Annotated in this window: 24 protein-coding genes; 16 read left to right on the top strand and 8 right to left on the bottom strand. The window is 60.3% G+C overall.

What is annotated here, in order from left to right; translation table 11 throughout:
• Window positions 1-6: 6 nt before the first annotated feature.
• Together ACP7E0_RS04570 and ACP7E0_RS04575 are read left to right on the top strand one after the other, a co-directional pair.
• A complete protein-coding gene (locus tag ACP7E0_RS04570) occupies window positions 7-567 on the top strand; it encodes a CGNR zinc finger domain-containing protein (protein ID WP_426123244.1) in 561 nt (186 codons plus the stop codon).
• On the top strand, window positions 564-1079 hold the full coding sequence (locus ACP7E0_RS04575; RefSeq protein WP_426123245.1) for a hypothetical protein: 516 nt from the start codon (window positions 564-566) through the stop codon (window positions 1077-1079). Before ACP7E0_RS04570 ends, ACP7E0_RS04575 begins: the two co-directional genes overlap by 4 nt.
• Window positions 1080-1170: 91 nt before the next feature.
• Here ACP7E0_RS04575 and ndk read toward each other — a convergent pair whose 3' ends face one another.
• On the bottom strand, window positions 1171-1593 hold the full coding sequence (gene ndk, locus ACP7E0_RS04580) for a nucleoside-diphosphate kinase (RefSeq protein ID WP_037108924.1): 423 nt from the start codon (window positions 1591-1593) through the stop codon (window positions 1171-1173).
• 101 nt (window positions 1594-1694) lie between these two features.
• On the bottom strand, window positions 1695-2384 hold the full coding sequence (locus ACP7E0_RS04585; protein WP_426123246.1) for a glutathione S-transferase family protein: 690 nt from the start codon (window positions 2382-2384) through the stop codon (window positions 1695-1697).
• A gap of 156 nt (window positions 2385-2540) precedes the next feature.
• On the opposite strand from ACP7E0_RS04585, the gene ACP7E0_RS04590 reads away from it, so the two are divergent.
• Window positions 2541-3056: a DinB family protein gene (locus ACP7E0_RS04590; RefSeq protein ID WP_426123608.1), complete on the top strand. Its 516-nt coding sequence runs from the start codon at window positions 2541-2543 to the stop codon at window positions 3054-3056.
• A gap of 116 nt (window positions 3057-3172) precedes the next feature.
• The gene (locus ACP7E0_RS04595) at window positions 3173-3394 is read left to right on the top strand and encodes a hypothetical protein (RefSeq protein WP_426123247.1); all 222 of its coding nucleotides are present in this window, start codon (window positions 3173-3175) and stop codon (window positions 3392-3394) included.
• A 12-nt stretch (window positions 3395-3406) separates the two neighbouring features.
• On the opposite strand, the gene ACP7E0_RS04600 is transcribed toward ACP7E0_RS04595, so the two are convergent.
• Window positions 3407-4585 (bottom strand): low temperature requirement protein A, encoded by a 1179-nt coding sequence (locus tag ACP7E0_RS04600; protein WP_426123248.1) that lies wholly within the window; start codon window positions 4583-4585, stop codon window positions 3407-3409.
• 220 nt (window positions 4586-4805) lie between these two features.
• On the opposite strand from ACP7E0_RS04600, the gene ACP7E0_RS04605 reads away from it, so the two are divergent.
• From ACP7E0_RS04605 to ACP7E0_RS04615, 3 genes are all read left to right on the top strand, one after another.
• Window positions 4806-5201: a Rap1a/Tai family immunity protein gene (locus tag ACP7E0_RS04605; RefSeq protein ID WP_426123249.1), complete on the top strand. Its 396-nt coding sequence runs from the start codon at window positions 4806-4808 to the stop codon at window positions 5199-5201.
• Between the two features lie 135 nt (window positions 5202-5336).
• Window positions 5337-6416, top strand: a complete 1080-nt coding sequence (locus tag ACP7E0_RS04610; RefSeq protein WP_426123251.1) for a GGDEF domain-containing protein — start codon at window positions 5337-5339, stop codon at window positions 6414-6416.
• A 58-nt stretch (window positions 6417-6474) separates the two neighbouring features.
• Window positions 6475-8364 carry an ATP-binding cassette domain-containing protein gene (locus ACP7E0_RS04615; protein WP_426123252.1) on the top strand — a complete coding sequence of 630 codons (1890 nt, stop codon included), beginning with the start codon at window positions 6475-6477 and terminating at the stop codon, window positions 8362-8364.
• 263 nt (window positions 8365-8627) lie between these two features.
• On the opposite strand, the gene ACP7E0_RS04620 is transcribed toward ACP7E0_RS04615, so the two are convergent.
• A complete protein-coding gene (locus ACP7E0_RS04620) occupies window positions 8628-9533 on the bottom strand; it encodes a DMT family transporter (RefSeq protein WP_426123253.1) in 906 nt (301 codons plus the stop codon).
• A 135-nt stretch (window positions 9534-9668) separates the two neighbouring features.
• The gene (locus ACP7E0_RS04625) at window positions 9669-10532 is read right to left on the bottom strand and encodes a DMT family transporter (RefSeq protein WP_426123254.1); all 864 of its coding nucleotides are present in this window, start codon (window positions 10530-10532) and stop codon (window positions 9669-9671) included.
• A gap of 82 nt (window positions 10533-10614) precedes the next feature.
• Between ACP7E0_RS04625 and ACP7E0_RS04630 the strand changes: the two genes are divergently transcribed.
• The gene (locus ACP7E0_RS04630) at window positions 10615-12033 is read left to right on the top strand and encodes a PLP-dependent aminotransferase family protein (RefSeq protein WP_426123256.1); all 1419 of its coding nucleotides are present in this window, start codon (window positions 10615-10617) and stop codon (window positions 12031-12033) included.
• Window positions 12034-12128: 95 nt separating this feature from the next.
• Window positions 12129-12347 carry a hypothetical protein gene (locus ACP7E0_RS04635; RefSeq protein ID WP_426123257.1) on the top strand — a complete coding sequence of 73 codons (219 nt, stop codon included), beginning with the start codon at window positions 12129-12131 and terminating at the stop codon, window positions 12345-12347.
• A gap of 21 nt (window positions 12348-12368) precedes the next feature.
• On the opposite strand, the gene ACP7E0_RS04640 is transcribed toward ACP7E0_RS04635, so the two are convergent.
• Window positions 12369-13211 carry a GNAT family N-acetyltransferase gene (locus ACP7E0_RS04640; protein ID WP_426123258.1) on the bottom strand — a complete coding sequence of 281 codons (843 nt, stop codon included), beginning with the start codon at window positions 13209-13211 and terminating at the stop codon, window positions 12369-12371.
• A 175-nt stretch (window positions 13212-13386) separates the two neighbouring features.
• Between ACP7E0_RS04640 and ACP7E0_RS04645 the strand changes: the two genes are divergently transcribed.
• The 3 genes from ACP7E0_RS04645 (at window position 13387) to ACP7E0_RS04655 (ending at window position 15006) form a co-directional block, all read left to right on the top strand.
• The gene (locus ACP7E0_RS04645; RefSeq protein WP_426123260.1) at window positions 13387-14313 is read left to right on the top strand and encodes a Gfo/Idh/MocA family protein; all 927 of its coding nucleotides are present in this window, start codon (window positions 13387-13389) and stop codon (window positions 14311-14313) included.
• A 115-nt stretch (window positions 14314-14428) separates the two neighbouring features.
• Window positions 14429-14719 carry a ribbon-helix-helix domain-containing protein gene (locus ACP7E0_RS04650; protein WP_426123261.1) on the top strand — a complete coding sequence of 97 codons (291 nt, stop codon included), beginning with the start codon at window positions 14429-14431 and terminating at the stop codon, window positions 14717-14719.
• Complete coding sequence (locus ACP7E0_RS04655; protein WP_426123262.1) at window positions 14716-15006, top strand: type II toxin-antitoxin system RelE/ParE family toxin; 291 nt, start codon at window positions 14716-14718, stop codon at window positions 15004-15006. Before ACP7E0_RS04650 ends, ACP7E0_RS04655 begins: the two co-directional genes overlap by 4 nt.
• A gap of 9 nt (window positions 15007-15015) precedes the next feature.
• On the opposite strand, the gene ACP7E0_RS04660 is transcribed toward ACP7E0_RS04655, so the two are convergent.
• Both ACP7E0_RS04660 and ACP7E0_RS04665 read right to left on the bottom strand, forming a co-directional pair.
• Window positions 15016-15465, bottom strand: coding sequence for a DNA polymerase III subunit chi (locus ACP7E0_RS04660; protein ID WP_426123264.1), 450 nt, complete (start codon window positions 15463-15465; stop codon window positions 15016-15018).
• Window positions 15466-15473: 8 nt separating this feature from the next.
• Complete coding sequence (locus tag ACP7E0_RS04665; RefSeq protein WP_426123265.1) at window positions 15474-16970, bottom strand: leucyl aminopeptidase; 1497 nt, start codon at window positions 16968-16970, stop codon at window positions 15474-15476.
• Between the two features lie 14 nt (window positions 16971-16984).
• Here ACP7E0_RS04665 and ACP7E0_RS04670 point away from each other — a divergent pair, with 14 nt between their 5' ends.
• Genes ACP7E0_RS04670 through ACP7E0_RS04685 form a run of 4 tightly spaced genes read left to right on the top strand, consistent with a single transcriptional unit; the run spans window position 16985 to window position 21889 of the window.
• Complete coding sequence (locus tag ACP7E0_RS04670; protein ID WP_426123267.1) at window positions 16985-17296, top strand: hypothetical protein; 312 nt, start codon at window positions 16985-16987, stop codon at window positions 17294-17296.
• Window positions 17293-18468: an LPS export ABC transporter permease LptF gene (lptF, locus tag ACP7E0_RS04675; protein WP_426123268.1), complete on the top strand. Its 1176-nt coding sequence runs from the start codon at window positions 17293-17295 to the stop codon at window positions 18466-18468. The genes ACP7E0_RS04670 and lptF overlap by 4 nt, the downstream gene beginning before the upstream one ends.
• A complete protein-coding gene (gene lptG, locus ACP7E0_RS04680) occupies window positions 18465-19550 on the top strand; it encodes an LPS export ABC transporter permease LptG (protein ID WP_426123269.1) in 1086 nt (361 codons plus the stop codon). The genes lptF and lptG overlap by 4 nt, the downstream gene beginning before the upstream one ends.
• The gene (locus ACP7E0_RS04685; RefSeq protein WP_426123271.1) at window positions 19550-21889 is read left to right on the top strand and encodes an LPS-assembly protein LptD; all 2340 of its coding nucleotides are present in this window, start codon (window positions 19550-19552) and stop codon (window positions 21887-21889) included. Before lptG ends, ACP7E0_RS04685 begins: the two co-directional genes overlap by 1 nt.
• Window positions 21890-21962 lie beyond the last annotated feature (73 nt).

A 21962-nucleotide genomic window follows, 5' to 3' on the forward strand; every position in this document is an offset into this window, starting at 1 on the left:
TATTGTATGACGTTTTCCTGGACCCAGCATCGCTTTTCCGGTGGCGCGCTCGCCCTCGATGTCGCCAATTCGGTGATCCTGCGCTTCGACGCCGAGCGGCGGATCGACCGCTACGCCGATCCCGCTGCCATGCGCGACTTTGCCACTGCCGCAAACCGGTTCTCTGCGGAAAAGGAACAGTTTGGAACACTGGAGCCGGTGGCGCCGGAAAACCGCGATGCGTTTCTGGATTTACGCGAGGCGGCCGACCGGCATTTTCGCGCCGGGGTGCTCGGCGCCTCTACGGGAGAAGACCTGGCCGACCTGCTCGATGCGGCCTCCACCATCATCCGCAGGCATCCGGCAAAAACCGCCCGCACGCCGCTCGATGCCGCCACCGCCCGCTCGGCATTGATGCTTGCGGCATTCAACGAGCCGGAACGGCTGAAAATCTGCCCCAATTGCCAATGGCTGTTTCTCGACCGCAGCCGCAACCGCAGCCGCACCTGGTGCGACATGACGGTCTGCGGCAACCGCGCCAAGGCCAACCGCCACTACCAGCGTCAGAGGAAGGATTTTGTCGCATGAGCACCCGGCGCCTCACCCTTGCCGCGACGCTTCTTGCCGTTATGGCCGTTCTGCCTGCCTGCCAGCGCGAGACCGGCCCCGACCCGCTTCAGTTGACCGGCAAGATGTTCATCTTCAACTACCGCCTCGCCTATGCCACCTACATGATCACGCTCACGAAGACCCAACCGGTGCCGGATGGCAGCACCGTCGTCGCCACATTCGAAAACCCGTCGGGTGGACCGCCCCTGAAGCTCGACCGCACACTGTTTCAAAAGCTTGACAAGATCGTGCTTGAAAGCCCCGACGTCACCTGCGTGAAGAAGCAAAAACCCTATTCGGTGACGATCGAAGTCAAAGGCCCCGATGGCGCCATCCTGCAGACGCTGAAGACTTCTGTCATTTCCAATCTCGACCAGGACATCATGCCGGCGCAAGCGCTGGTGGTCGGCCCGGCCTATGACAAGAACCCGGACGTCTTCAAGAACGGCAAGGCACCCGAACATTTCCAGACTGCGAAATGCCCGACCTGAGACGCCATAATGCAAAAAAAGCCGGAGCGTTTCCGCCCCGGCTTTTTACAGTCTTTTCAAACTCTTCGGGTCAAAACCCTCAGAGATTGATTCAGCCGACGATTTCGGTGTCGGAGAACCAGTACTTGATTTCCTGTGCAGCGGTTTCCGGAGCGTCCGAACCGTGAACCGAATTTTCGCCGATCGACAGGGCGTGGGTCTTGCGGATCGTGCCTTCGTCGGCGTTGGCCGGGTTGGTCGCGCCCATGATTTCGCGGTTCTTCAGGATGGCGCCTTCGCCTTCGAGAACCTGAACGATGGTCGGGCCGGAGGTCATGCCTTCAACCAGTTCGCCGAAGAAAGGGCGTTCCTTGTGAACGGCGTAGAAACCTTCGGCTTCGCGCGTGCTCATCCAGACGCGCTTGGAAGCGACGACGCGCAGACCTGCGTCTTCGAGCATCTTGGTGATGGCGCCCGTCAGGTTACGCTTGGTTGCGTCCGGCTTGATCATCGAAAATGTGCGTTCAATCGCCATTGTCTCAATTCCCTTTGCTTACATAAATCGGGGGTTTTTCCGCGAATTTTGCGGTTCAATAGCCGCCAATTCCGTGCAAAACAAGGGGGAGCGCAGAAGTTTCACGCCGCTGTCACGCAGCGCCCGGCACCGTTATGCAGATCGAGGCAACGCTCGAACCAGTCGATCACCGGATCGCCCGGCTCTAGAATCCGCTTCGTCGAGACGATGCGGGCCCATTGCAGCGGCCCGAAGACGATATAGTCGGCAAACAATGGCGTCTCGCCGCCGATGAACGGCTGCTTCTTCAGCATCATACGCAACGGCTCAAGCTTTGCCGCGAAGGTCTTTAGTTCCTCTATCCCGGTTTCCGCCACCGCCTCGAGGCTCATGCCGAAGCGGGCTTGGCGGGAGGTGCGGAAATAGGCCTGATCGACCGGTTCCAGGCGGTCGTGAATGTCCATGAGGATGATGCGCACAAGCGATGTGTGCAATGTCATCAGCGACCAGCTCTCGATGAACCGTGCCATCCCCTTGCCGCCCTCGCCGCCAAACAGCGATGGACGATCCGGATAGGTCTTCTCCAGATAGAGCGCGATCTCAAAGCTGTCACTGACCAATTGCTCGCCGTCGCGCAGCAAGGGTACGATCTTGGTGGCCGCGTTCTCGATCACCGGGATCTGGGTGAAGCCCACCGGCATGGTCTGGTGATCCATGCCCTTGTGGGCAAGCGACAGGACCGTCTTCCACGTATGGGGCGAAAACGGGCGGCTCCGGTCTGCGCCGCAGAGCGTATAGAGGGTGCGGGTCATGTCGTCTCCTTCAAAGGCATGGCAATCAAAAGCATGGCAACATGGGCATTCGAAACCACAGACAGCCAACAATCAAATCAGTAAATTTCATGGATCGCATCACCCACCGCGATGCGATTTGGCGCTAGACTGCGCAAAACCCTGGGGAATACCATGATGCTCGATCACTACCGGATGTTTGCCGATTACAACCTCTGGGCCAACCGGCTCGTCTATGAGGCCGCCGGCAGACTCGACGATGCGCAATATCGCCAAAACAAGGGCGCCTTTTTCGGCTCGCTGCACGCGACGCTCAACCACGTGCTATCAGCCGACCGGATCTGGATGAAGCGTTTTACCGGCACCGGCGAAGCGCCGGCGACACTCGACGGCATCCTGTTTGATGATTTCGCCGAACTCTCGGCTGCACGAACCGCGGAAGACGCGCGCATCGTCGCCTTTGTCGCCGGCCTCAGCGAAGACGATCTCGCCGGCCGGTTTACCTATACGCCGGTCAGCAACCCCATCCCCGTCACCCAGCGCCTCGCCCCGCCGCTCGCCCATTTCTTCAACCACCAGACCCACCATCGCGGCCAGTTTCACATGACATTGACGGCGCTGGGCGGGCCGAGCCTTGCGCTGGACATGAGCTATTTTTTACGGGCGCCGGAATTCCGGCATTACGCGGAGTGAGGCAAGCACCGGAAATCATTTGGTTCTTCGCTGCCGTCACAGCAATGTCACAAGGCTTGAGCAAGTCAGCCGCGTCATAGTCCGTTCATATTTTAAGAATGGAGCAGGACGACGCCATGGATTGGTATCCCATCGAAGCGCTTGAGGCCGGCAAGCTTGCCGTGCTGCATTTTGAAAATCAGGACGAACAGCGCTGGGTCGGCTACATCCATGACGACGGCATCTGCCACTGGCCGGAGAATGTGTCGGGACGCCGCCCCGATGGCTGGCAGGACCTCTCCGCCCTGTTCTCCACCCTGCCCGACAGCGCAAAGCAGATCGTCTCGGCTTCGTTTTAGGCGGCTGCCCGGTTATGCGGCCGCGCCCGACGCGGGCCGCAAAGCCAGATATTCCCAGAGAGCCACGACGAACAGCACTGCGGTCGCGGTGATCTGGATGACATAATTGCTGCTGAACGGCACGAGCACGGCGGTTGCCGTGAGAAGAACCAGCCCGGCGATATGCGAAACCGGGATTTTCCGGGCAACGGCCATCTTCACCCAGATATTGCCGGCGAGAAACAGGATCGGGCCGCCGATCATCGCCAGCGCGTTTTTCAGCGAGCTATCCTCCTGCGCATGCGACAGGCTGAAATCTTCGCCGACCGCCGTCAGTATGATGCCGGCGATGATCGGCAGATGGCCGTAGGTGAACAGGTTGTGCGCGACGCTCTCGGGGCGGGAGGTGTTTTCCGCCTTGTCGGCCGCATCTGCCTGTCCATGATGGAAATAGATCCACCACATGAAGCCGGTGCTGAGGAATGCACTGCAGAACACCGCAAAGGTCGTGTTCGAGTTCATATGCTCGGCGGCGTTCTTGCCGGTGGTCAGGATGGTTTCGCCCAGGCAGATGATGACGAACAGGGCGCAGCGTTCGGCCATGTGCTCGCCCGAGACATCCAGCGTTTCCGGCGGCGATTTTCCAAGGCCCGGCACGGCGTAGCGGACGGCGGGCGAGGCATAGTCGATGATCAAAGCGAAGCTCCACAGCGCGATCCGGCCTTCCAGCTCCATCATCGCGCCGGCCAGCCAGAAGACGGACGAGGCCAGCGTCCAGAGCGTGATCCGCACGAAGGTGGTGAAGGATGCGTCGTCGACACCCCGATAGGCATAGAGCGTGAAGAGCGAGCGGCCGACCTGCATGGCGCAGTAGATCAGCGCGAACATCAGCCCATGCTCGCCAAAGGCTTCCGGCAGCGCCAGCGCCAGCAGCACGCCGCAGAACATCAGGCAGAACAGCATCAGCCTGACGGCTTCCGTGCCGGTGTGCAAAAGATTGGTGACCCAGGTCGTATTGATCCAGACCCACCAGATCGCCAGGACCAAAAGCATGGATTCGAATGCCGCCGTCGGCCCGAAATCGGAAGCCAGCGTATGCGACAGCTGCACGAGCGCGAAAACGAAGACCAGATCGAAGAACAGTTCGGGAAAACTGGCGCTGGTCTGGTCGGGCTCTTCTGTGCGCAGCCAATTCGGACGCTTAACCGGCATGAGACGCTCCGTTTTTGCCGCCGGTGACGATATGTTCGCCGCTGCTTTTGGTTCCACCATCTCTGCGCATGATGTTTTTCCTGCTTGATTTTGCCGAGATATAGAGCGCCGCCCGCAGCCGGCAACGGCGCCGATGACAGACGGAACGGACAATCCGTTGCCCATATCGGCCGACCTCCTGTAAGCTTGCCCGATACGTGATCCCTGATGGAGGCGTCGCATGAAAAGACGGATGCTTGCGATGACAGCCGGTCTGATGTTTGCTTCGGCGAGCCAGGCGCAGTTCATGGATGCCGACGACCTCAACACGTTCTGCCGGCAGAAACACCCCGTCGCCTTCGGTTACGTCGCCGGCGTGCTCGACCGCTGGTCGCGCGATCTGTATCACGCCGAAATGTCCGATGTCGTCGATAAGGAAAACAACCGGCCGGACAGCAAGGTCCCGGTGACGGAGAAGATCCGTGCCAATGTCTGCGATCCCGACACCATCACGCTTGAGGAGCAGGTGCGGAATGTCTGCGCCTTTGTCGCCGCCCATCCGAAGGAACATGGCCGCAGCGCCGATATGCTGGTCCAAATGGCGATGCAGGCGAAATGGCCCTGCCCGGCCCGATAATGTCTGCCGATGAAAGCAGCCGGGCAGTTGTGCTTTGTCAAAACGCTCTTGCCTTTGACAGTCTTTTAATCCCGATGCTTTATCAGCTTTCTCCTGCAACCACCGCGCTTTCCGCGGTTTTGTGAGGGACGCGCAATGACGGACAAGCCCCAGCACGACGGCAATCAGGCGCAGAACGCCGCGATCCTGCTCAGGGTCGCCCAGACCATGGCCAAGCTTGGCGTTGCCGCTTTCCCGCGCAATTACGAACTGTTCTACGAGGCGCTGTCCGGCAACAATCCGCAATTGACGCGCGAGGTTGCGGCGCTTGGCGCCCACCCGATGCAGAACCCGATCGAGCAGATCGGCGTCAAATATCACCTCTCCGGCTTTGCCGCGATCGAGGCCGATATGATTCGCGCCGATACCGCCCGCTCGATCTCCGCCGTCAGCCATGTGCTGAAGGACAGCATCGCCAAGAAGGAAGTCTTTGCTGCGATGCTGCGCAGCTTCATAACCCGGCTGGAAACCGATCCGGTTGCCAGCATGTCGGACTTCGCCGATGACGCCGCGCGCCTGCGCGATGCGGTCGCCGTGTTCGAACGCGAGGAAAAGGCCTTTACCGCTGCGATGAACGAGACCGTGACGCAGCTTGGCGGTATCGACAGCGATATCGAGACGATGCGCAAGGCCGCCACCCGCGATCCCGTCACCGGCCTGCCGAACCGCATCGCCTTCTCGGCCAAACTCACGGCACTCTATGACGACGGCAAGGCGGTCGGCCCGGCAGCGCTGGCGCTGGTCACCGTCGAGGGCCTGCGCGAGATGGGCGAGCGTCATGGCGCAACCGCTGTCGAAAAGGCATTGAAGAAACTGGCGCCGGAATTCCGAAAATCCGTCAAGAAGGACGATTTCGTCGCCCGCATCGGCACCGACGAATTTGCCTTCGTCTTCCACGACGTCTCGGCCGACAATGCCGAAGCCATCGCTCAACGCATCTGCACCTCCGTCGAAGGTGTGCAAGTCGCCCTGCCGAACCGGGCGTTCACGACGCAGGCTCTATCGCTCTCCACCGGCATCGCCATGGCGTTTACCGCATCCGGCGGCGTCGATCTGTTCACCCAGGCCGAACTGGCTTTGAGGGCGGTGCGCAGCCGGGGCAAGCCGGGAACTTTGGTGTTTTCCGCCGCAATCGGCGGCCGGACGAAAAAAACCTACTCTCCACACGCCGCCTGACCCTGTTGCACTGCGGCAAACCCTTGCCTTCTCGGCCGAGTTCGGCCAAAACGCCGCCATGATCACGCTCAATAATCTTTCGGCCCGCATTGTCGGACGCCTTCTCATCGACCAGGCCAGCGTTGCGCTTCCGGCCGGCATCAAGGCTGGCCTCGTCGGCAAGAACGGCGCCGGCAAGTCGACCCTGTTCAAAATCATCACCGGCGACATGGAAGCCGAGACCGGCTCGGTCTCGATCCCGAAGAACGCCCGCATCGGCCAGGTGGCGCAGGAAGCCCCCGGCACCGAGGAGCCGCTGATCGAGATCGTGCTCAAGGCCGACAAGGAGCGCGAGGCGCTGCTGGCCGAAGCCGAGACCGCCACCGACCCGCATCGCATTGCCGACATTCATATGCGGCTTGCCGATATCCAGGCACATTCGGCCGAATCGCGCGCCGCCAGCATCCTGGCCGGCCTCGGCTTCGACGCCGAAGCGCAGTTGCGCCCGGCCTCGTCCTTCTCCGGCGGCTGGCGCATGCGCGTAGCGCTGGCAGCCGTGCTGTTTTCCGAGCCGGATCTGCTTCTGCTCGACGAGCCGACCAACTATCTCGACCTTGAAGGCACGTTGTGGCTTGAGGATTACATCAGCAAGTACCCGCACACGGTCATCATCATCAGCCATGACCGCGACCTGTTGAACACCGCCGTCAATGCCATCGTCCATCTCGACCAGCAGAAGCTGACCTTCTATCGCGGCTCTTACGACCAGTTCGAGCGCCAGCGCGCCGAAGCGATGGAATTGCAGACCAAGGCCAAGGTCAAGAACGATGCAGCGCGCAAGCATCTGCAGGCGTTCATCGACCGTTTCAAGGCCAAGGCTTCCAAGGCCCGTCAGGCGCAGTCGCGCGTGAAAGCGCTGGAGCGCATGGGCACGGTCTCGTCCGTCATCGAGGATCACGTCCAGGGCTTCAAGTTCCCCGATCCGGAGAAAGAAGCCGCATCGCCGATCATCGCGCTGGAAAACGGCACCGTCGGCTATACGCCGGGCAAACCAATCCTGCAGCACATGTCGCTGCGCATCGACACCGACGACCGCATCGCGCTGCTCGGCTCGAACGGCAATGGCAAGTCCACCTTCGCCAAGCTGATCTCCGGCCGCCTGCCCGCCACCGGCGGCTCGGTCCAGACGGCGCCGGGCCTGAAGATCGGCTTCTTCGCCCAGCACCAGCTCGACGACCTGATCCCCGAACACGATGCCGTCGAGCATGTGCGCCAGCGCATGCCCGGTGCCACCGAAGGCAAGGTGCGCGCCCGCGTCGCCCAGATGGGCCTTGCGACCGCCAAGATGAGCACGCCCGCCAAGGACCTCTCCGGTGGCGAAAAGGCCCGCCTGTTGATGGGCCTTGCCGCCTTCGATGCGCCGAACCTGTTGATCCTCGATGAGCCGACCAACCATCTGGATATCGACAGCCGCAACGCACTGATCCAGGCGCTGAACGAATATACCGGCGCCGTCATCCTGATCTCGCACGATCGCCACCTGATCGAGGCGACGGCCGACCGGCTGTGGCTGGTGAAGGACGGTACGGTCTCCAACTATGACGGCGACCTTGAGGACTATCGCGCAACCATCGTCCAGAGTTCCAAGGGCAAGGGCGGCAAGAACAAGACTAATGGCGGCGAGGAGCAGCTGAGCAAAGCCGAGCAGCGCAAGGCCAATGCCGACAAGCGCGCCACCTTTGCGCCGCTGAAGAAAAAGATCAACGATGTCGAATCCTTGACGGCAAAACTGAACAAACAGATTCAGGCCCTCGACAAGGAGCTTGAAGACCAGGACCTCTACGACAAGTTCCCGGAAAAGGCGGCTGCCAAGGTCAAGGAACGCGCCGAAGTCGTGGCCAAGCTCGCCAAGGCCGAGGAGCACTGGATGACATTGTCCGACGAATACGAACAGGCAATGGCAAGCTGATCGGCGGCGGTCAGTTCGATTGGTTTGAGCACCTGATCTCGTCCGTCATGCTCGCCCTTGTGGCTGGCATCCAGTCCGTTCAAGTCCTTGAGCGCAAGAGACTCTTTTTACGCGACAGCTGTTGCGTTGCTGGATGTCCGGGACAATCAACCCGGAGATGACGGAGGTGAGTTTTGTTTTTCAAGAACAGAACCCGGCGCATTTTATCCGCTTTTAGAACGGCGGAACAATGTCGCCATTTTCCTCATAGTCTTTGCCGCCTTTTAAACGGCCAGGGCGCGCTTGCGGGCGGGGATGGTCATGGCCATGACGCCGGCGATGACGCAGGCAAGGCCAATCAGGGCAGTGCTGCTGATGCTCTCCCCCAGAAAGATGACGCCGATCGCCACACCTATGGGGACGCGCAGATAGGCCTGCGCCGTCGTGCCCACAGAGCCCAGCGAGTGCACCAGCCGGAAATAGATGGCGAAGGCCAAAGCCGTCGAAAATACCGAGAGACCCAGCAGGGCGAGGATCGAGCCCGTGGACGGTGCCAGCGTCCATGGCCGATCGATCGCAAGGCTGAGCGGCATGAGGATGATGGCGCCGCAGATCAATGAGCCCGCCGCCGGCATCATCGGATCGAGCGATTTGAAACCACGGCCGAAAATGGCGGCACCTGCGTAGCAGATCGTTGCAGCGACGATGGCGAGCTGGGCTGGCAGCTGGTCACCGGCACCGTTCAACGCTTCCAGGCCAACGACAAGGGTAATCCCGGCAATCCCGGCGATAACGCCGAACAGCTTGCGTCCCGTCACCGGTTCGTGTCGGGTGAGAACCGCAGTGAGCAGAAACGCAAAGATCGGCGTCGTTGAATTCAGGATGGCGGCGAGACCGGCATCAACGGTTTGTTCCGCCCAGGCGATCAACGTGAAGGGGATCGCGCTGTTCAGGCAGGCCTGAAACAGGAACCTGCCCCATGTCGCCCTATCCTTGGGCAGGGAAAGCCCGCGAAAGCGCAGGACCGCCAGCAACAGAAAGCCGGCGATGAGGGTGCGGGTGGCAATCAGCGTGACCGGCGGAATGGTCTCCACGCCGATCTTGATGAAGGTGTAGGACGCACCCCACAATGTTGCGAGCGCCAGCAACAGCGCCAGTTCCTTTTTCAGGTTTATCGTGTCCGGTGTCATGATCGTCTCGCATCAGAAGGATTGCCAAATTCCATCCTGCTATATCGACCGTGACGCCGGAATGCTTCGATGAAGACCGAAGTGTAAAAGTTCTATTGAGGGAACTCAATCAGCCACAGGCAAAGCCACCTGATTCTACCGGGCGAATTTTCGCGCGCCCGCTACGCATAGAATGACCGCGACGGTGACCGCCAGCATCGTCCAACTCACCGGCTCATGCAGCAGGGTTGCAGCCAGCGCGAGGCCGAAAAACGGTTGCAGCAATTGCAATTGGCCGACGGCAGCAATGCCGCCCTGTACGAGGCCGCGATACCAGAAGATGAAGCCGATCAGCATGCTGAACAGCGACACATAGGCAAGGCTGAGCCACGCAGGCAGCGCAACGTTGGAAAAGGTCGCAGGCATGAAGACAAGCGACAGCACGATCATCACCGGCAGCGACAGGACCAGCGCCCAGCAGATTACCTGCCAGCCGCCCAGCGTGCGCGACAGTCTTGCTCCTTCAGCATAACCGAGCCCGCAGACGATGATGGCGGCAAGCATCAACCCGTCGCCGATGGGGGAAACCGCTCCGCCCTGCAGCAGGGCAAAACCAGCCACCAGCGAACTGCCGAGAATGGAGAATATCCAGAAAGCCGGCTTTGGCCGCTCGCCGCCCCGCAGCACGCCGAAGATCGCCGTCGCGAGCGGAAGCAGGCCGACAAAAACGATGGAATGCGCTGAGGTGACGTGCTGCAGCGCCAGCGCCGTCAACAGCGGAAAGCCGACGACGACACCGAGGGCGACGACAACCAGCGAGACGATATCGCCGCGCGACGGCCGCTTCTGCCGGAAGACGAGAAGCAGGCAAAGTGCCAAGAGGCCGGCAATCGCCGCGCGCGCAACGGTCAAGAACACCGGGTCCAGCTGCATCACCGCCACGCGGGTCGCCGGCAGCGAGCCGCTGAAGATCACCACGCCGATCAATCCATTGATCCACCCGCTCGCCATACGGTCCATGTCACACTCCTTCGTTTCGCCCTTATCGACGGCGGCGGCTGGCAAAGCCAGCAACAGTCATATACACTTTGGTAAAACTGTAATGGTATCGGATCACATACAGATGCTTGACGAAACGAAGAGCGGCACCCGTATCGCCGCGGTTATGGCCGCGATCACGCAGCGCATTGCCGGCCGCAGCCTGACGCCCGGCGACAAGCTGCCATCGATCCGGGCGTTTGCACGGACCTTGCAGGTCTCCACCTCCACCGTGGTCGAAGCCTATGACCGGCTTGCCGCCGAAGGCGTGATCCAGCCGCGTCCCGGCTCCGGGTTCTATGTGGCAAGCCAGGCAGCGCCCCTCGCCTTGTCGGAAATCGGGCCGAAACTGGATCGGGCAGTCGATCCCTTCTGGGTCTCGCGCCAGTCGTTGGATGCGGGTGGCGATGATCTCAAGCCGGGATGCGGCTGGCTGCCGCCCTCCTGGTTGCCGGACGACGGCATGCGCCGCGCCCTGCGGACCCTGTCGCGCGCCGGAAGCCCGTCGCTGGCCGAATATGGCGCGCCGCTCGGCCTGCCACCCCTGCGCCAGCTGATCGCGCGCCGGATGGGCGATCACGGCATCGACGCTTCGCCGGACCAGATCATGCTGACGGAATCGGGAACGCAGGCGCTCGATCTCATTTGCCGGTTTCTGCTCGAGCCGGGCGATACCGTGCTGGTCGACGACCCCTGCTATTTCAATTTCCATGCACTGCTGCGCGCCCACCGCGCCCACATCGTCAGCGTTGCCTATACGCCCACCGGGCCTGATATCGAGCAGTTCGCCAAAGTGCTGCAGGAGCACAAGCCGCGGCTCTACATCACCAATTCGGCCATTCACAACCCGACCGGGGCGACGCTCTCGCCAGTGACGGCGCACCGGGTGCTGAAACTGGCCGAACAGGCTGGGCTCACCATTATCGAGGACGATATCTTCGCCGATTTCGAGCATGTTGCCGCCCCAAGGCTTGCCGCCTTCGACGGGCTTGAGCGCGTCATCCATATCGGCAGCTTTTCCAAAACCCTGTCGGCATCGGCGCGCTGCGGCTTCATCGCCGCCCGGCCGGACTGGATCGAGGGGCTGATCGACCTGAAGATCGCCACCACATTCGGCGGGGGGCCCCTTACCGCCGAACTGGTACTGAATGTGCTGCGCGACGGCAGCTACCGCAAGCACATGGAGGGACTGCGCCCGCGCCTTTCGCGCGCCATGGCCGACGTGAGCGCCCGGCTGAAAAACCTTGGGCTCGTCCCGTGGATCGAGCCACAGGCCGGGATGTTTCTCTGGAGCCGGCTGCCGGATGGTCTCGATTCGGCAGAGATTGCCCGCGAAGCGCTGGCGGACAACATCGTCCTTGCTCCCGGCAACGTCTTCAGCCTGTCGCAGTCGGCAACAAGCTTTTTGCGGTTCAATGTCTCGCAGTCCCAGGACGACCGCATCTTTGCGGCACTGCGCAAGGCTATTGCGCGGAAGCGATAGCCTTGCGCCGCCGGAGCACTATCCACAAGCAAACGCTAAAATTTTACCAAAACCTTTAAGCCACCGTTCAAATCGAGGCTTTAACTTTCCGTTTCATGAAGCACGAAACCCAAAATGCCTTCCGATTCCGGCGCGTCAAATGGGGCGATCCCCGACACGCGATGAATGCGTTGCGCAACAAGGAGCCGGTGTTTGTCGAGGAAGCCCAGGCCTCTAGCCGCCTGTTCTGGGTGCTCGTCGTGCTTCTGGTGATCGCCATCTTCGTCAGCATCGTCATCTTCGGCAGCCATCGCAGCCTGCCCCTCTGGAACTGAAGCGGCCTATCCCAGTCTGCCTTATCCCAATTCGAATGTGGTGATCCCGTAAATCTGCCCGAGCGGCAGGTCCGGCACCGGGCCACGATACATCCGCGCCGTCTCGAACACCGGCTTCAAATTGTAGCGATCGCACAGCGCGCGGGCTGCGGCATTGGGCTCGGGAATATCGAGATAGACCTGGCCGCCGCCAACGCTGGTCACCAGCTTGCGGAAGATCAGATCGGCATTTGTTTCGCTGTCGGCAAACAGCGGACCGATCTTGTGGCCCTCGCGGCAGGCGCGGATGGTGCCGTAACCGGCAATTTCGGAGTTGCGCAGCAGGGCAAAGCTTTCGCGTGTATCCATGGCTTTCAGCCACTCGCGCAGGAATGCATCCCGCCGGGCTGGATTGAACCTGGCATCATAATCCGCCAGCATCGGCACAAGCACCCGCGAGACCGATACCAGCTCCGTACCGGGCGGCTCGGTGCACTGGATCTCGCCACCATAGCGGAAGTTGGCATGGGCATAGACGAATCCAGACTTGCGGTAATTGTCCTGCTGGGCCACCACGCCATCCAGCCCGACCGTCCGGCTGCCCGCCTCCGCCAGCGCCCTTTGCCACAGAGCAAGGCCAATCCCCTGCCCGCGATAATCCGGATGGACCATATAGAAACCCAGAAACGCGTAGGTTTCGTCATAGCGCACCAGCGAAAGCGCCGCGGCCATGGTGCCATCCTCCTCTGCAATCCAGTAGCCGTCCGTATCCGCCGCCCAGAAGGCCGGCGCATCGTCGAGACCGGGATTCCAGCCCTCTCTGGCCGCCCAGTCGATCAGGACATCGAGATCGGCACGGCCGGCTTTTCGAATGATCGGGGGCATGGACACTCCTTTGACATTGCAGACTACCCAAATAGCGCAGCTTGGCTATTGTCCACCACCCGCAATAACGATTGTCTGCAGCGTATCGTTTACGGTGTGCGACAGCCGCTTGCCCGGGCTTGTCTTTCTGGTACAAAAGCCCACCATAAAAGTCATACAAATCGAGCGACACACCATGAGCCCCATCCATATCTCGATCGTCGGCGTCGGCAAGATCGTCCGCGACCAGCATCTTCCTTCCATCGCCAAGAATGCGGATTACAAGCTGATTGCCGCCGCCAGCCGCCACGGCGTCGTCGATGGCATCGACAATTTCAAGTCTATCGAAGCGATGCTCGACGCGGTTCCGGCCATTGATGCCGTCTCGCTCTGCATGCCGCCGCAGTTCCGCTATGCGGCCGCCCGCACGGCACTTGAGGCCGGAAAGCATGTGTTCCTCGAAAAGCCGCCGGGCGCGACGCTCAGCGAAGTCGCCGACCTTCAGGCGCTGGCCGACGAAAAGGGCCTGTCGCTGTTTGCCAGCTGGCATTCGCGCTATGCGCCCGCCGTCGAAGCCGCAGAGGCTTTCCTTGCCTCCACCAGGATCAACGACGTCAAGGTGATCTGGAAGGAAGACGTGCGCCACTGGCATCCTAACCAGGACTGGATCTGGGCCGCCGGCGGTCTCGGCGTCTTTGATCCCGGCATCAACGCCCTGTCGATCGTCACGCATATCCTGCCGAACCCGCTGTTCATCACCTCGGCGACGCTGGAGTTCCCGGAAAACCGCGACGCTCCGATTGCCGCCTCGATCGTCTTCAGCGACGCCAACAATCTGCCGGTTTCCGCCGAATTCGACTGGCGCCAGACCGGCCACCAGAGCTGGGACATCGTTGCCGAAACCGATGCCGGCATGATGGTTCTCTCCGAAGGCGGCGCCAAGCTGTCGATCGACGGCAAGCTCGTGCATGACGAGCCGGAACAGGAATACCCAGCCCTCTACGCCCGCTTCGCCGAGATCATCAAGACCAAGACCTCCGATGTCGATCTGGCGCCGCTGCGGCATGTGGCCGATGCGTTCATGCTGGGCCGGCGCAAGTTCGTGGATGCGTTCTTCGATTGAAACCTTCAGAAGAACAATCAGGGCCGCGCAACTGCAGTTGCGCGGCCTTTTTTATGTCATGCGACAGGATTAAATCATACTGCGTGCTAAAATCAGGGAAATGGAGGCTCTCGCAATGCGAACGACACAGGCGCTCAGCATAACCCTTCCCATAGAAATGGCCGAAATGGTCAAGGCGAAGGTCTCGTCCGGCGAATATGCCAGCGAAAGCGAAGTCATCCGCGATGGATTACGCACGCTTGCCGCCCGCGACGCAGCCATCGAGAAATGGCTGATCGAGGAGGTCGTGCCGACCATCGACGCGATGGACAAGGATCCCAGCCGGGTCCGATCGGTCGCAGAGACCCGTGAAGAGCTACACCGCTACATGGATGGCGTTAAGAATGTCGGCAAAGCGGCCCGATGAGCTATGTTGTTGGTTTTGACGCATCAGCGCGGGCCGACATCAAGGATTTGTATCGTTACATTCTGGTCAACGCCGGAGAGCAAGTCGCGGACGCTTACGTCGATAGACCTCTGACATATTGCGCAGGCTTCGAAAGATTTCCAAAACGTGGCATCAAACGCGAAGACATTTCTCCAAGATTACGACTGGTCGGCTATCGCCGGCAAGCAACTATCGCCTTTCGCATCCGCGACAACACTGTCACCATCGTACGAATATTTTACGGTGGCAGAAACGTTATTTTATAATACGCGCGCCTAGGCCTTCTTCACCCAGCGCCCGTCCTGGTTCTGCTGCCAATAGGTCAGCGCATGCCCTTCGGCTTTCAGCACCTTCCAGTGCGCCCGCGCGCCTTCCAGCTGGGCCTGATCATAACCATCGAACATGAACACCACCCGCTCATAGGTGCTAACCGGCGGTGGCACCGCGCCGTCGATGATGAAGCGGACGGTGGCACTGTTGGCGTTGCCCTCACTGGCCGTCAGCAAGATCGGCTGATCGCCGGAAAACTCCGTCGCATCGGTGCCGTGCGGCAAAAAGCTGTCGTCGCGATAGGTCCAGAGATGATTATCGAGCATGTCGCGCCGCTCATCGGCTACCGTCTGGACGACGACGCGCCAGCCGCGCTCGACACAACGGTCAAGCAGCGGCGGCAGCGCGTCTTCGAGCTTGGATTCCGTCAGGTGGTAGAACAGGATTTCCGTCACGTCGCCGGTCAGCTTTCGTAGTTGGCGCGGACCAACTCATCGAGCAGGCGCACGCCAAAACCGGAGGCCCAGGACTGGTTGATCTCGTCGGTCGGCGAGCCCATCGCGGTGCCGGCGATATCCAGATGCGCCCAGGGCGTGTCCTTGACGAAGCGCTTCAGAAACTGGGCGGCGGTGATCGAACCGGCATAACGGCCGCCCGTATTCTTCATGTCGGCAAACTTGCTGTCGATCATCTTGTCATATTCCTTGCCGAGCGGCAGGCGCCACAGGCGTTCGTGCGTCGTCAGCCCGGCCGCGGTCAGCTGGCCGGCCAGCCGGTCGTCATTCGTGAACAGGCCCGCATGATGGCTGCCGAGCGCCACCATGACGGCGCCGGTCAGGGTCGCGAGGTTGATCATGAATTGCGGCTTGAAGCGGTCGTTGCAATACCAGAGCGCGTCACAGAGCACGAGCCGGCCTTCCGCATCGGTGTTGATGATTTCGATGGTCTGGCCGGACATCGAGTTGACGATATCGCCCGGACGCTGGGCGTTGCCATCCGGCATGTTTTCCACAAGGCCGATGATCCCGACGACATTCGCCTTGGCCTTGCGGGTTGCCAGCACGTGCATCAGGCCGGTGACGGCGGCCGCACCGCCCATGTCGCCCTTCATCTCCTCCATGCCGGCGCCCGGCTTGATCGAGATGCCGCCGCTGTCGAACACCACGCCCTTGCCGACGAAGGCGACCGGCCGGTCCTTCGGCTTGCCGCCCTTCCATTGCATGATCGCCAGGCGCGGCGGCCGCACCGAGCCCTGTGCCACGCCCAGCAGCGCGCCCATGCCGAGCTTCTTCATTTCCCGTTCGGTGAGGATTTCGACTTCGACGCCGAGCTTTTCCAGCTCCTTCGCCTTGGCCGCGAATTCGACAGGGCCGAGAATATTGGCGGGCTCGTTGACGAGGTCACGGGCAATGAAGACGCCTTCGGCGATCGCCTGTGAATGGGTAGCCGCCTTCTTGGCGGCGATGACCGCGCCCGTGACGATGGTCACCTTGACCGGCTTGGGTGGCCCCTTCTGGTCGTCGTCGTCCTTCTTCGTCGTCTTGTAAGTGTCGAAGCTGTAAGCATTCATCTCCATGCCGAGGGCGAAATCGGCGGCAGCCTTGCCGGAAACCTCGAGGCCGGGCGCATCGAGAAAAATCACGACCTTTTCGGCACCACGGACTTTCGACGCCGCAGCACCGCCGGCCTTCAGCCAGTCATGCGCCGTCAGATCGGCGCCCTCGCCGATACCGAGCACCAGAATACGATCGACGGGCGCGCCCTGCGGTGCAACGATATCCAGGGCGCGCAGCGACTTTGCCTTGAATTTGGCGATACGCGCTGCCTTTGCAACAATTCCATCCGGATCGGCTTCCGCAGCCCCTGCCGCCTCTTTTCCGTCAAGAGTCTTGAGCAGGATCGCCAGACCGCCGGACAGGCGGGCTGATTTGCTGAAACCGATTTCGAATTTCAATGACATGAAGAGACTCCAGAATGGCCTTGCGCAGATGCCGGCATGTTACATGGCGGTTACAGTGGCAAACATTCGCCATCAACCGCAAGCCCGAAACAGGTTCGTGCACCGTTCTTGGTTTTGATGGCCTTGGCAAGCCGCACCGGCGCGTTTACATGCTGTTAACTATCATTCTTTGCCAAGCCTTAGCCCTGCCCTTTTACAATTTGATAGTCGTGGAAAACTTGCAAACCGTTTCAAACAGCGCAATACGGGCAAAGGGAACGGCCGGAGACCTATCGGCGGCGCTTGGCTGCTCATGCGGCAGGAAGATGAGCCGGGACACAGCATGAAACTGATCGAGCGCTATATTCTCCGGCGGGCAACGGGCATGTTCCTTGCAACGCTGCTGCCGCTGATGGCGATCGTCTGGACGACGCAGGCGTTGACCAGCGTCAACCTCGTCACCGACAGCGGCCAGTCGACGCTTGCGTTCATGCGCCTCGCAACGCTTATTCTGCCTTCGATCATTCCACTCATTCTGCCCTTTGCGCTGGTCATTGGCGTTGCACAAACGCTGACGGCGATGAATTCCGATTCGGAACTGACGGTGCTGAACGCCGCCGGTGCCTCGCGCAGCACCATTATCCGCCCGGTCATCTATCTCGGGATCGCGCTGAGTGTGCTGTCGTTCACGGTGGATAACTTCGTCGAGCCCTACTCGCGCATGGCGGTGCGCAAGATGATCGCCACCGCTCATGCTGACCTCTTGTCATCGGTGGTTCAGGAAAACACCTTCCGCAAGATTGCCGACGGTCTGTATGTTCAGGTCGCTTCGCGCCGCAGCGGCGGCGTCCTGCACGGAATCTTCGTCGCAGATTCGCGCGATCCGGCTTATGAACTGGTCTACTACGCCCGCGAAGGCGCCGTCGACGATAACGGTTCGGCCCTAGTGATGAAGGATGGCGAGGTCCATCGAAAGCTGCCGGATGGCAATGTCTCGATCATCAAGTTCGATAGCTACGCATTCGATCTGACCGACATGACAAAGATGGCCGGAGAAACCACGATCCGCGCGAAGGATCGCGACCTGCCATTCCTGCTCAACCCGGATCCCGAAGATCCGGTCTACAAGAGAAATCCGAGCTCCTTCACGGCCGAGCTGCACCGCCGCCTGACCGAGTGGACGTTTCCGCTGTTGTTCGCATTGATCGCGCTGGTTGCCAGCAGCGATGCCCGCTCACACCGCGAAGCGCGCGTGCATCCGATGATAACAGCGCTTCTCATCTGCTTGTTCGTGCGCTGGGCAACATTCTATGCCGCCAACAGCGCCGAGGAATCGCGCTTCTTTATTCCGATCATGTATCTGATACCGCTCGCCACCGGCTATCTGGCGATACGGCAGCTGATGGGTAACAAGCGGCTTGAAATTCCCCTGACCTTGGAGCAGAAGGTCAACGAGATCCTGGTTCGCCTGCGCCTGACAAAGGCCACCCCGGCATCTGACGGGAAACAGTCTCCATGATCTTCACCACGCTCGGACGTTATTTTTTCAGGCGCTACGCGGTCACCACCTTCTGGTTTCTGATCGGCATTTTTGCGTTGATCTTCATCATCGACTTCAGCGAGCTTTCCAACCGGATGGCGCAGCTGCCGCGCTATTCGGTGACCGGCGCGCTTTTGATGACGGCATTCCGCATTCCGACGATCCTGCAGCAGACTGTACCGTTTGTGGCCTTGTTTGCCGGTATGGCAGCGCTGATCTCGCTCAATCGCCGATACGAACTGGTGGTGACGCGCGCTGCCGGCATTTCCGTCTGGCAGTTCCTGCAGCCTTTCGTCATTGGTGCATTCCTATTCGGCGTCCTGACCGTCATTGCGCTCAATCCGATTGCGTCATGGGGAACAAAGCAGGCAGAGGCGCTGGAGGCGGAATGGGGAAGCTCCTCTTCGGCGGCTTTGGCAATCTCGATCCCCTGGCTTCGCCAGATCTACGGAAAAGACGATACGATCATCGGCGCCCGGTCCGTCCAGGACGAAGGCAAGACGCTGGTCAACGTCACGGTGATCCATTTCGATCCGCTTGGCACAATCGTCTCGAGGCAGGATGCAGCCACAGCAAAACTGGAAGATGGTTACTGGCTTCTTAACGATGTGACGGAAACCCGCAACGGACAGCTACCTCGGCGTCTTGCAACGGCACAGCTTCCGACTCACCTCAAGCCGGAATTCGTTCAGGAAACGTTGACGAAGGCTGATTCTATTCAGTTTTTCGACCTTAGGCGAAAAATTGAAGTGGCGAAGTCGTTCGGCTTCCCGACCAATGCCATGGAAACCCAATTCCACTCCATGCTGGCGCTTCCATTGCTTCTGGTCGCAATGACTTTGATCGCTGCAAGCGTCTCGTTAAAATTTAGCCGGTTTAACCAATCGAGACCGGTAATTCTCGGTGGAATCCTGTCGGGCTTCGTGCTTTATGTCGTCACCGTGCTTGTCAAAGCATTCGGGAGCAGCGGCATAGTGCCTCCGTTCGTTGCAGCCTGGTTGCCAGTTGTTGTAGCGATGGCGCTGGGCTCGACGATTCTATTGCATGAGGAGGATGGCTAGTGGCGGCAAGCAACCGCAAACATATCAGGCTGCTGGCGGCCATTCTGCTTTCCGGTGTTGCGCTCCAGGCGCTGACGCCGATCGCACCCGCATGGGCACAAGAAACCAAGATCGATTCGTTCAATCCCAAAATGCCCGAAGATGCCAAGATGCTTCTGTCGGCCAATGAACTTGTCTACAACAAGGACGCTGAGCGCGTGATCGTGCGCGGCGCCGTCCAGATCAATTACGGCGGCTACCAGATGGTCGCCCAGCAGGTCGAATACAGCCAGAAGACCGGGCGCATCATTGCGACCGGTCAAATCGAGCTGATCGAGCCCGGCGGCAACAAGGTCTATGCCGACCAGATGGACGTGACCGATGATTTCGGCAACGGCTTCATCGAGCGGCTGCGGGTGGAAACGACCGACCTGACGAAGCTCGCCGCTGTCACCGGCGAGCGGCGCAATGGCGAGGAAATGATCCTCAACAACGCCGTCTATACGGCCTGCACCCCCTGCGCGACCAATCCCGACCACAAGTCGCTTTGGCACGTCAAGGCGCAGCGCATCGTCCAGAACGGCAAGACCCATACGATCCGCATGGAGAATGCCAAGTTCGAGCTGTTCGGCAAGCCGATCCTGTACCTGCCCGTGCTTGAGGTTCCAGACCAGACGGTCAAGCGCAAGAGCGGCTTCCTGTTCCCGAAATTCGGCTATACGCAGAAGCTCGGCGCCGGCGTGAGCATCCCCTACTACTGGGCGATTTCGCCCTATATGGATGCGACAGTCACCGCAACGGGCTTAACACGCCAGGGCTTCCTGCTGCAGGGTGAATTCCGCCAGCGTTTCGAGAATGGTGAGCATATTCTCACCATGGCTGGCATCAGCCAGATGAACCGTGAGGGCTTTACCAATGGCACGGTCGACGCTCAGGAAACCGTCCGTGGCATGATCGGCTCGAAGGCCAAGTTCGATATCAATCCGCGCTGGGCGTTCGGCTGGGACGTCGTCGTTCAAAGCGACAACAACTTCGCCAAGACTTATGAGCTATCGACGTTTGACGGCACGACGCTGACGAACCAGGTTTACCTGACCGGTCTCGGCAAGCGGAATTCTTTCGACGCACGTGCGTTCTATTTCGACATCCAGGATGCGGATCCCGACAGCATCGCCGAAAACAAGCAGGCGGTGGCGCAGGTTCTTGACTATTCCTATACGCATCCGGAACCGGTACTTGGCGGTGAACTGACTGCGGATTTCAACCTGACCAACATCAATCGCAATCGCGAAGATTCGTACGTCGTCGGCCCCATCGGCGATCAGGTCTACCGCTATCCCGGTCTCGACGGCACCTATCACCGTCTGTCCGCCGAGGTGGAATGGAAACGAAATTTCATCGTTCCAGGCGGTCTGTCGCTGACACCAATGTTCGCCGCCCGTGGCGATGCGATCGGCACGTCGATGACCGATCCCAGCAACTACAGCGGCAACTACTATGACGGTGACGGCACTACGCGGCGCATGCTCACAGCCGGTATCGATGCGCGCTACCCGATCCTGCTGACCACCCAGTACAGTAGCCATATTCTTGAGCCGATCGCCCAGGTCTTTGCCCGTCCCGACGAACAATATGCCGGTGGCCTGCCGAACGAGGATGCGCAGAGCTTCGTCTTCGACGCCACCTCACTGTTCGATCGCGACAAGTTTTCAGGCTATGACCGCATGGAAGGCGGTACGCGTGCCAATCTCGGCATCCGTTATACCGGGGCACTCGGCAACGGTTACGCGTTGCGTGCAATTGCCGGACAGTCGTTCCATCTCGGTGGCCTGAATTCCTTTGCGACCGACGATCTGATTAAGGCCGGGGCAAATTCCGGCCTCGAAACGGACCGGTCCGACTATGTCGCCATGATCGGCATCGATGCACCGTCTGGTCTTACCGCCAGCCTGAGCAGCCGTTTTGACGAGAAAACCCTCGACATGCGCCGTGCCGACGCGACGCTCGGCTACCAGGGCATTTTCTGGCAGACGGCGGTGACCTATACCAGCATCCAGGCGCAGCCGATCTACGGTTCGCTCAATGACCAGGACGAAATCCAGACTGCTGCGGCGTACAAGTTCGCTGACTACTGGTCGGTATTCGGTTCGGTCACCTACGATCTGAACAGCAATGTCATCACCCGTAACGGCATAGGCATCACCTATGATGACCGCGATACGATCTTCTCGCTTGTCTACAAAGAAGAGCGCGATACCGATCAGACGATAGCCAACGACTGGTCGATCGGCGCACGCATCAGCTTCCGGACGCTCGGCGACATCGACGTGGGCGATACGAAGTTCGACGGCTTGAACTGAGGCGCGCCGCCCGGCGGCGCCCTCCTCGGTGTTCCGGCAACCATGCCGGACGTATGGCCACTTTGCGGCGGGC

Source organism: Pararhizobium sp. PWRC1-1 (assembly GCF_049897905.1).
GTDB lineage: Bacteria > Pseudomonadota > Alphaproteobacteria > Rhizobiales > Rhizobiaceae > Pararhizobium.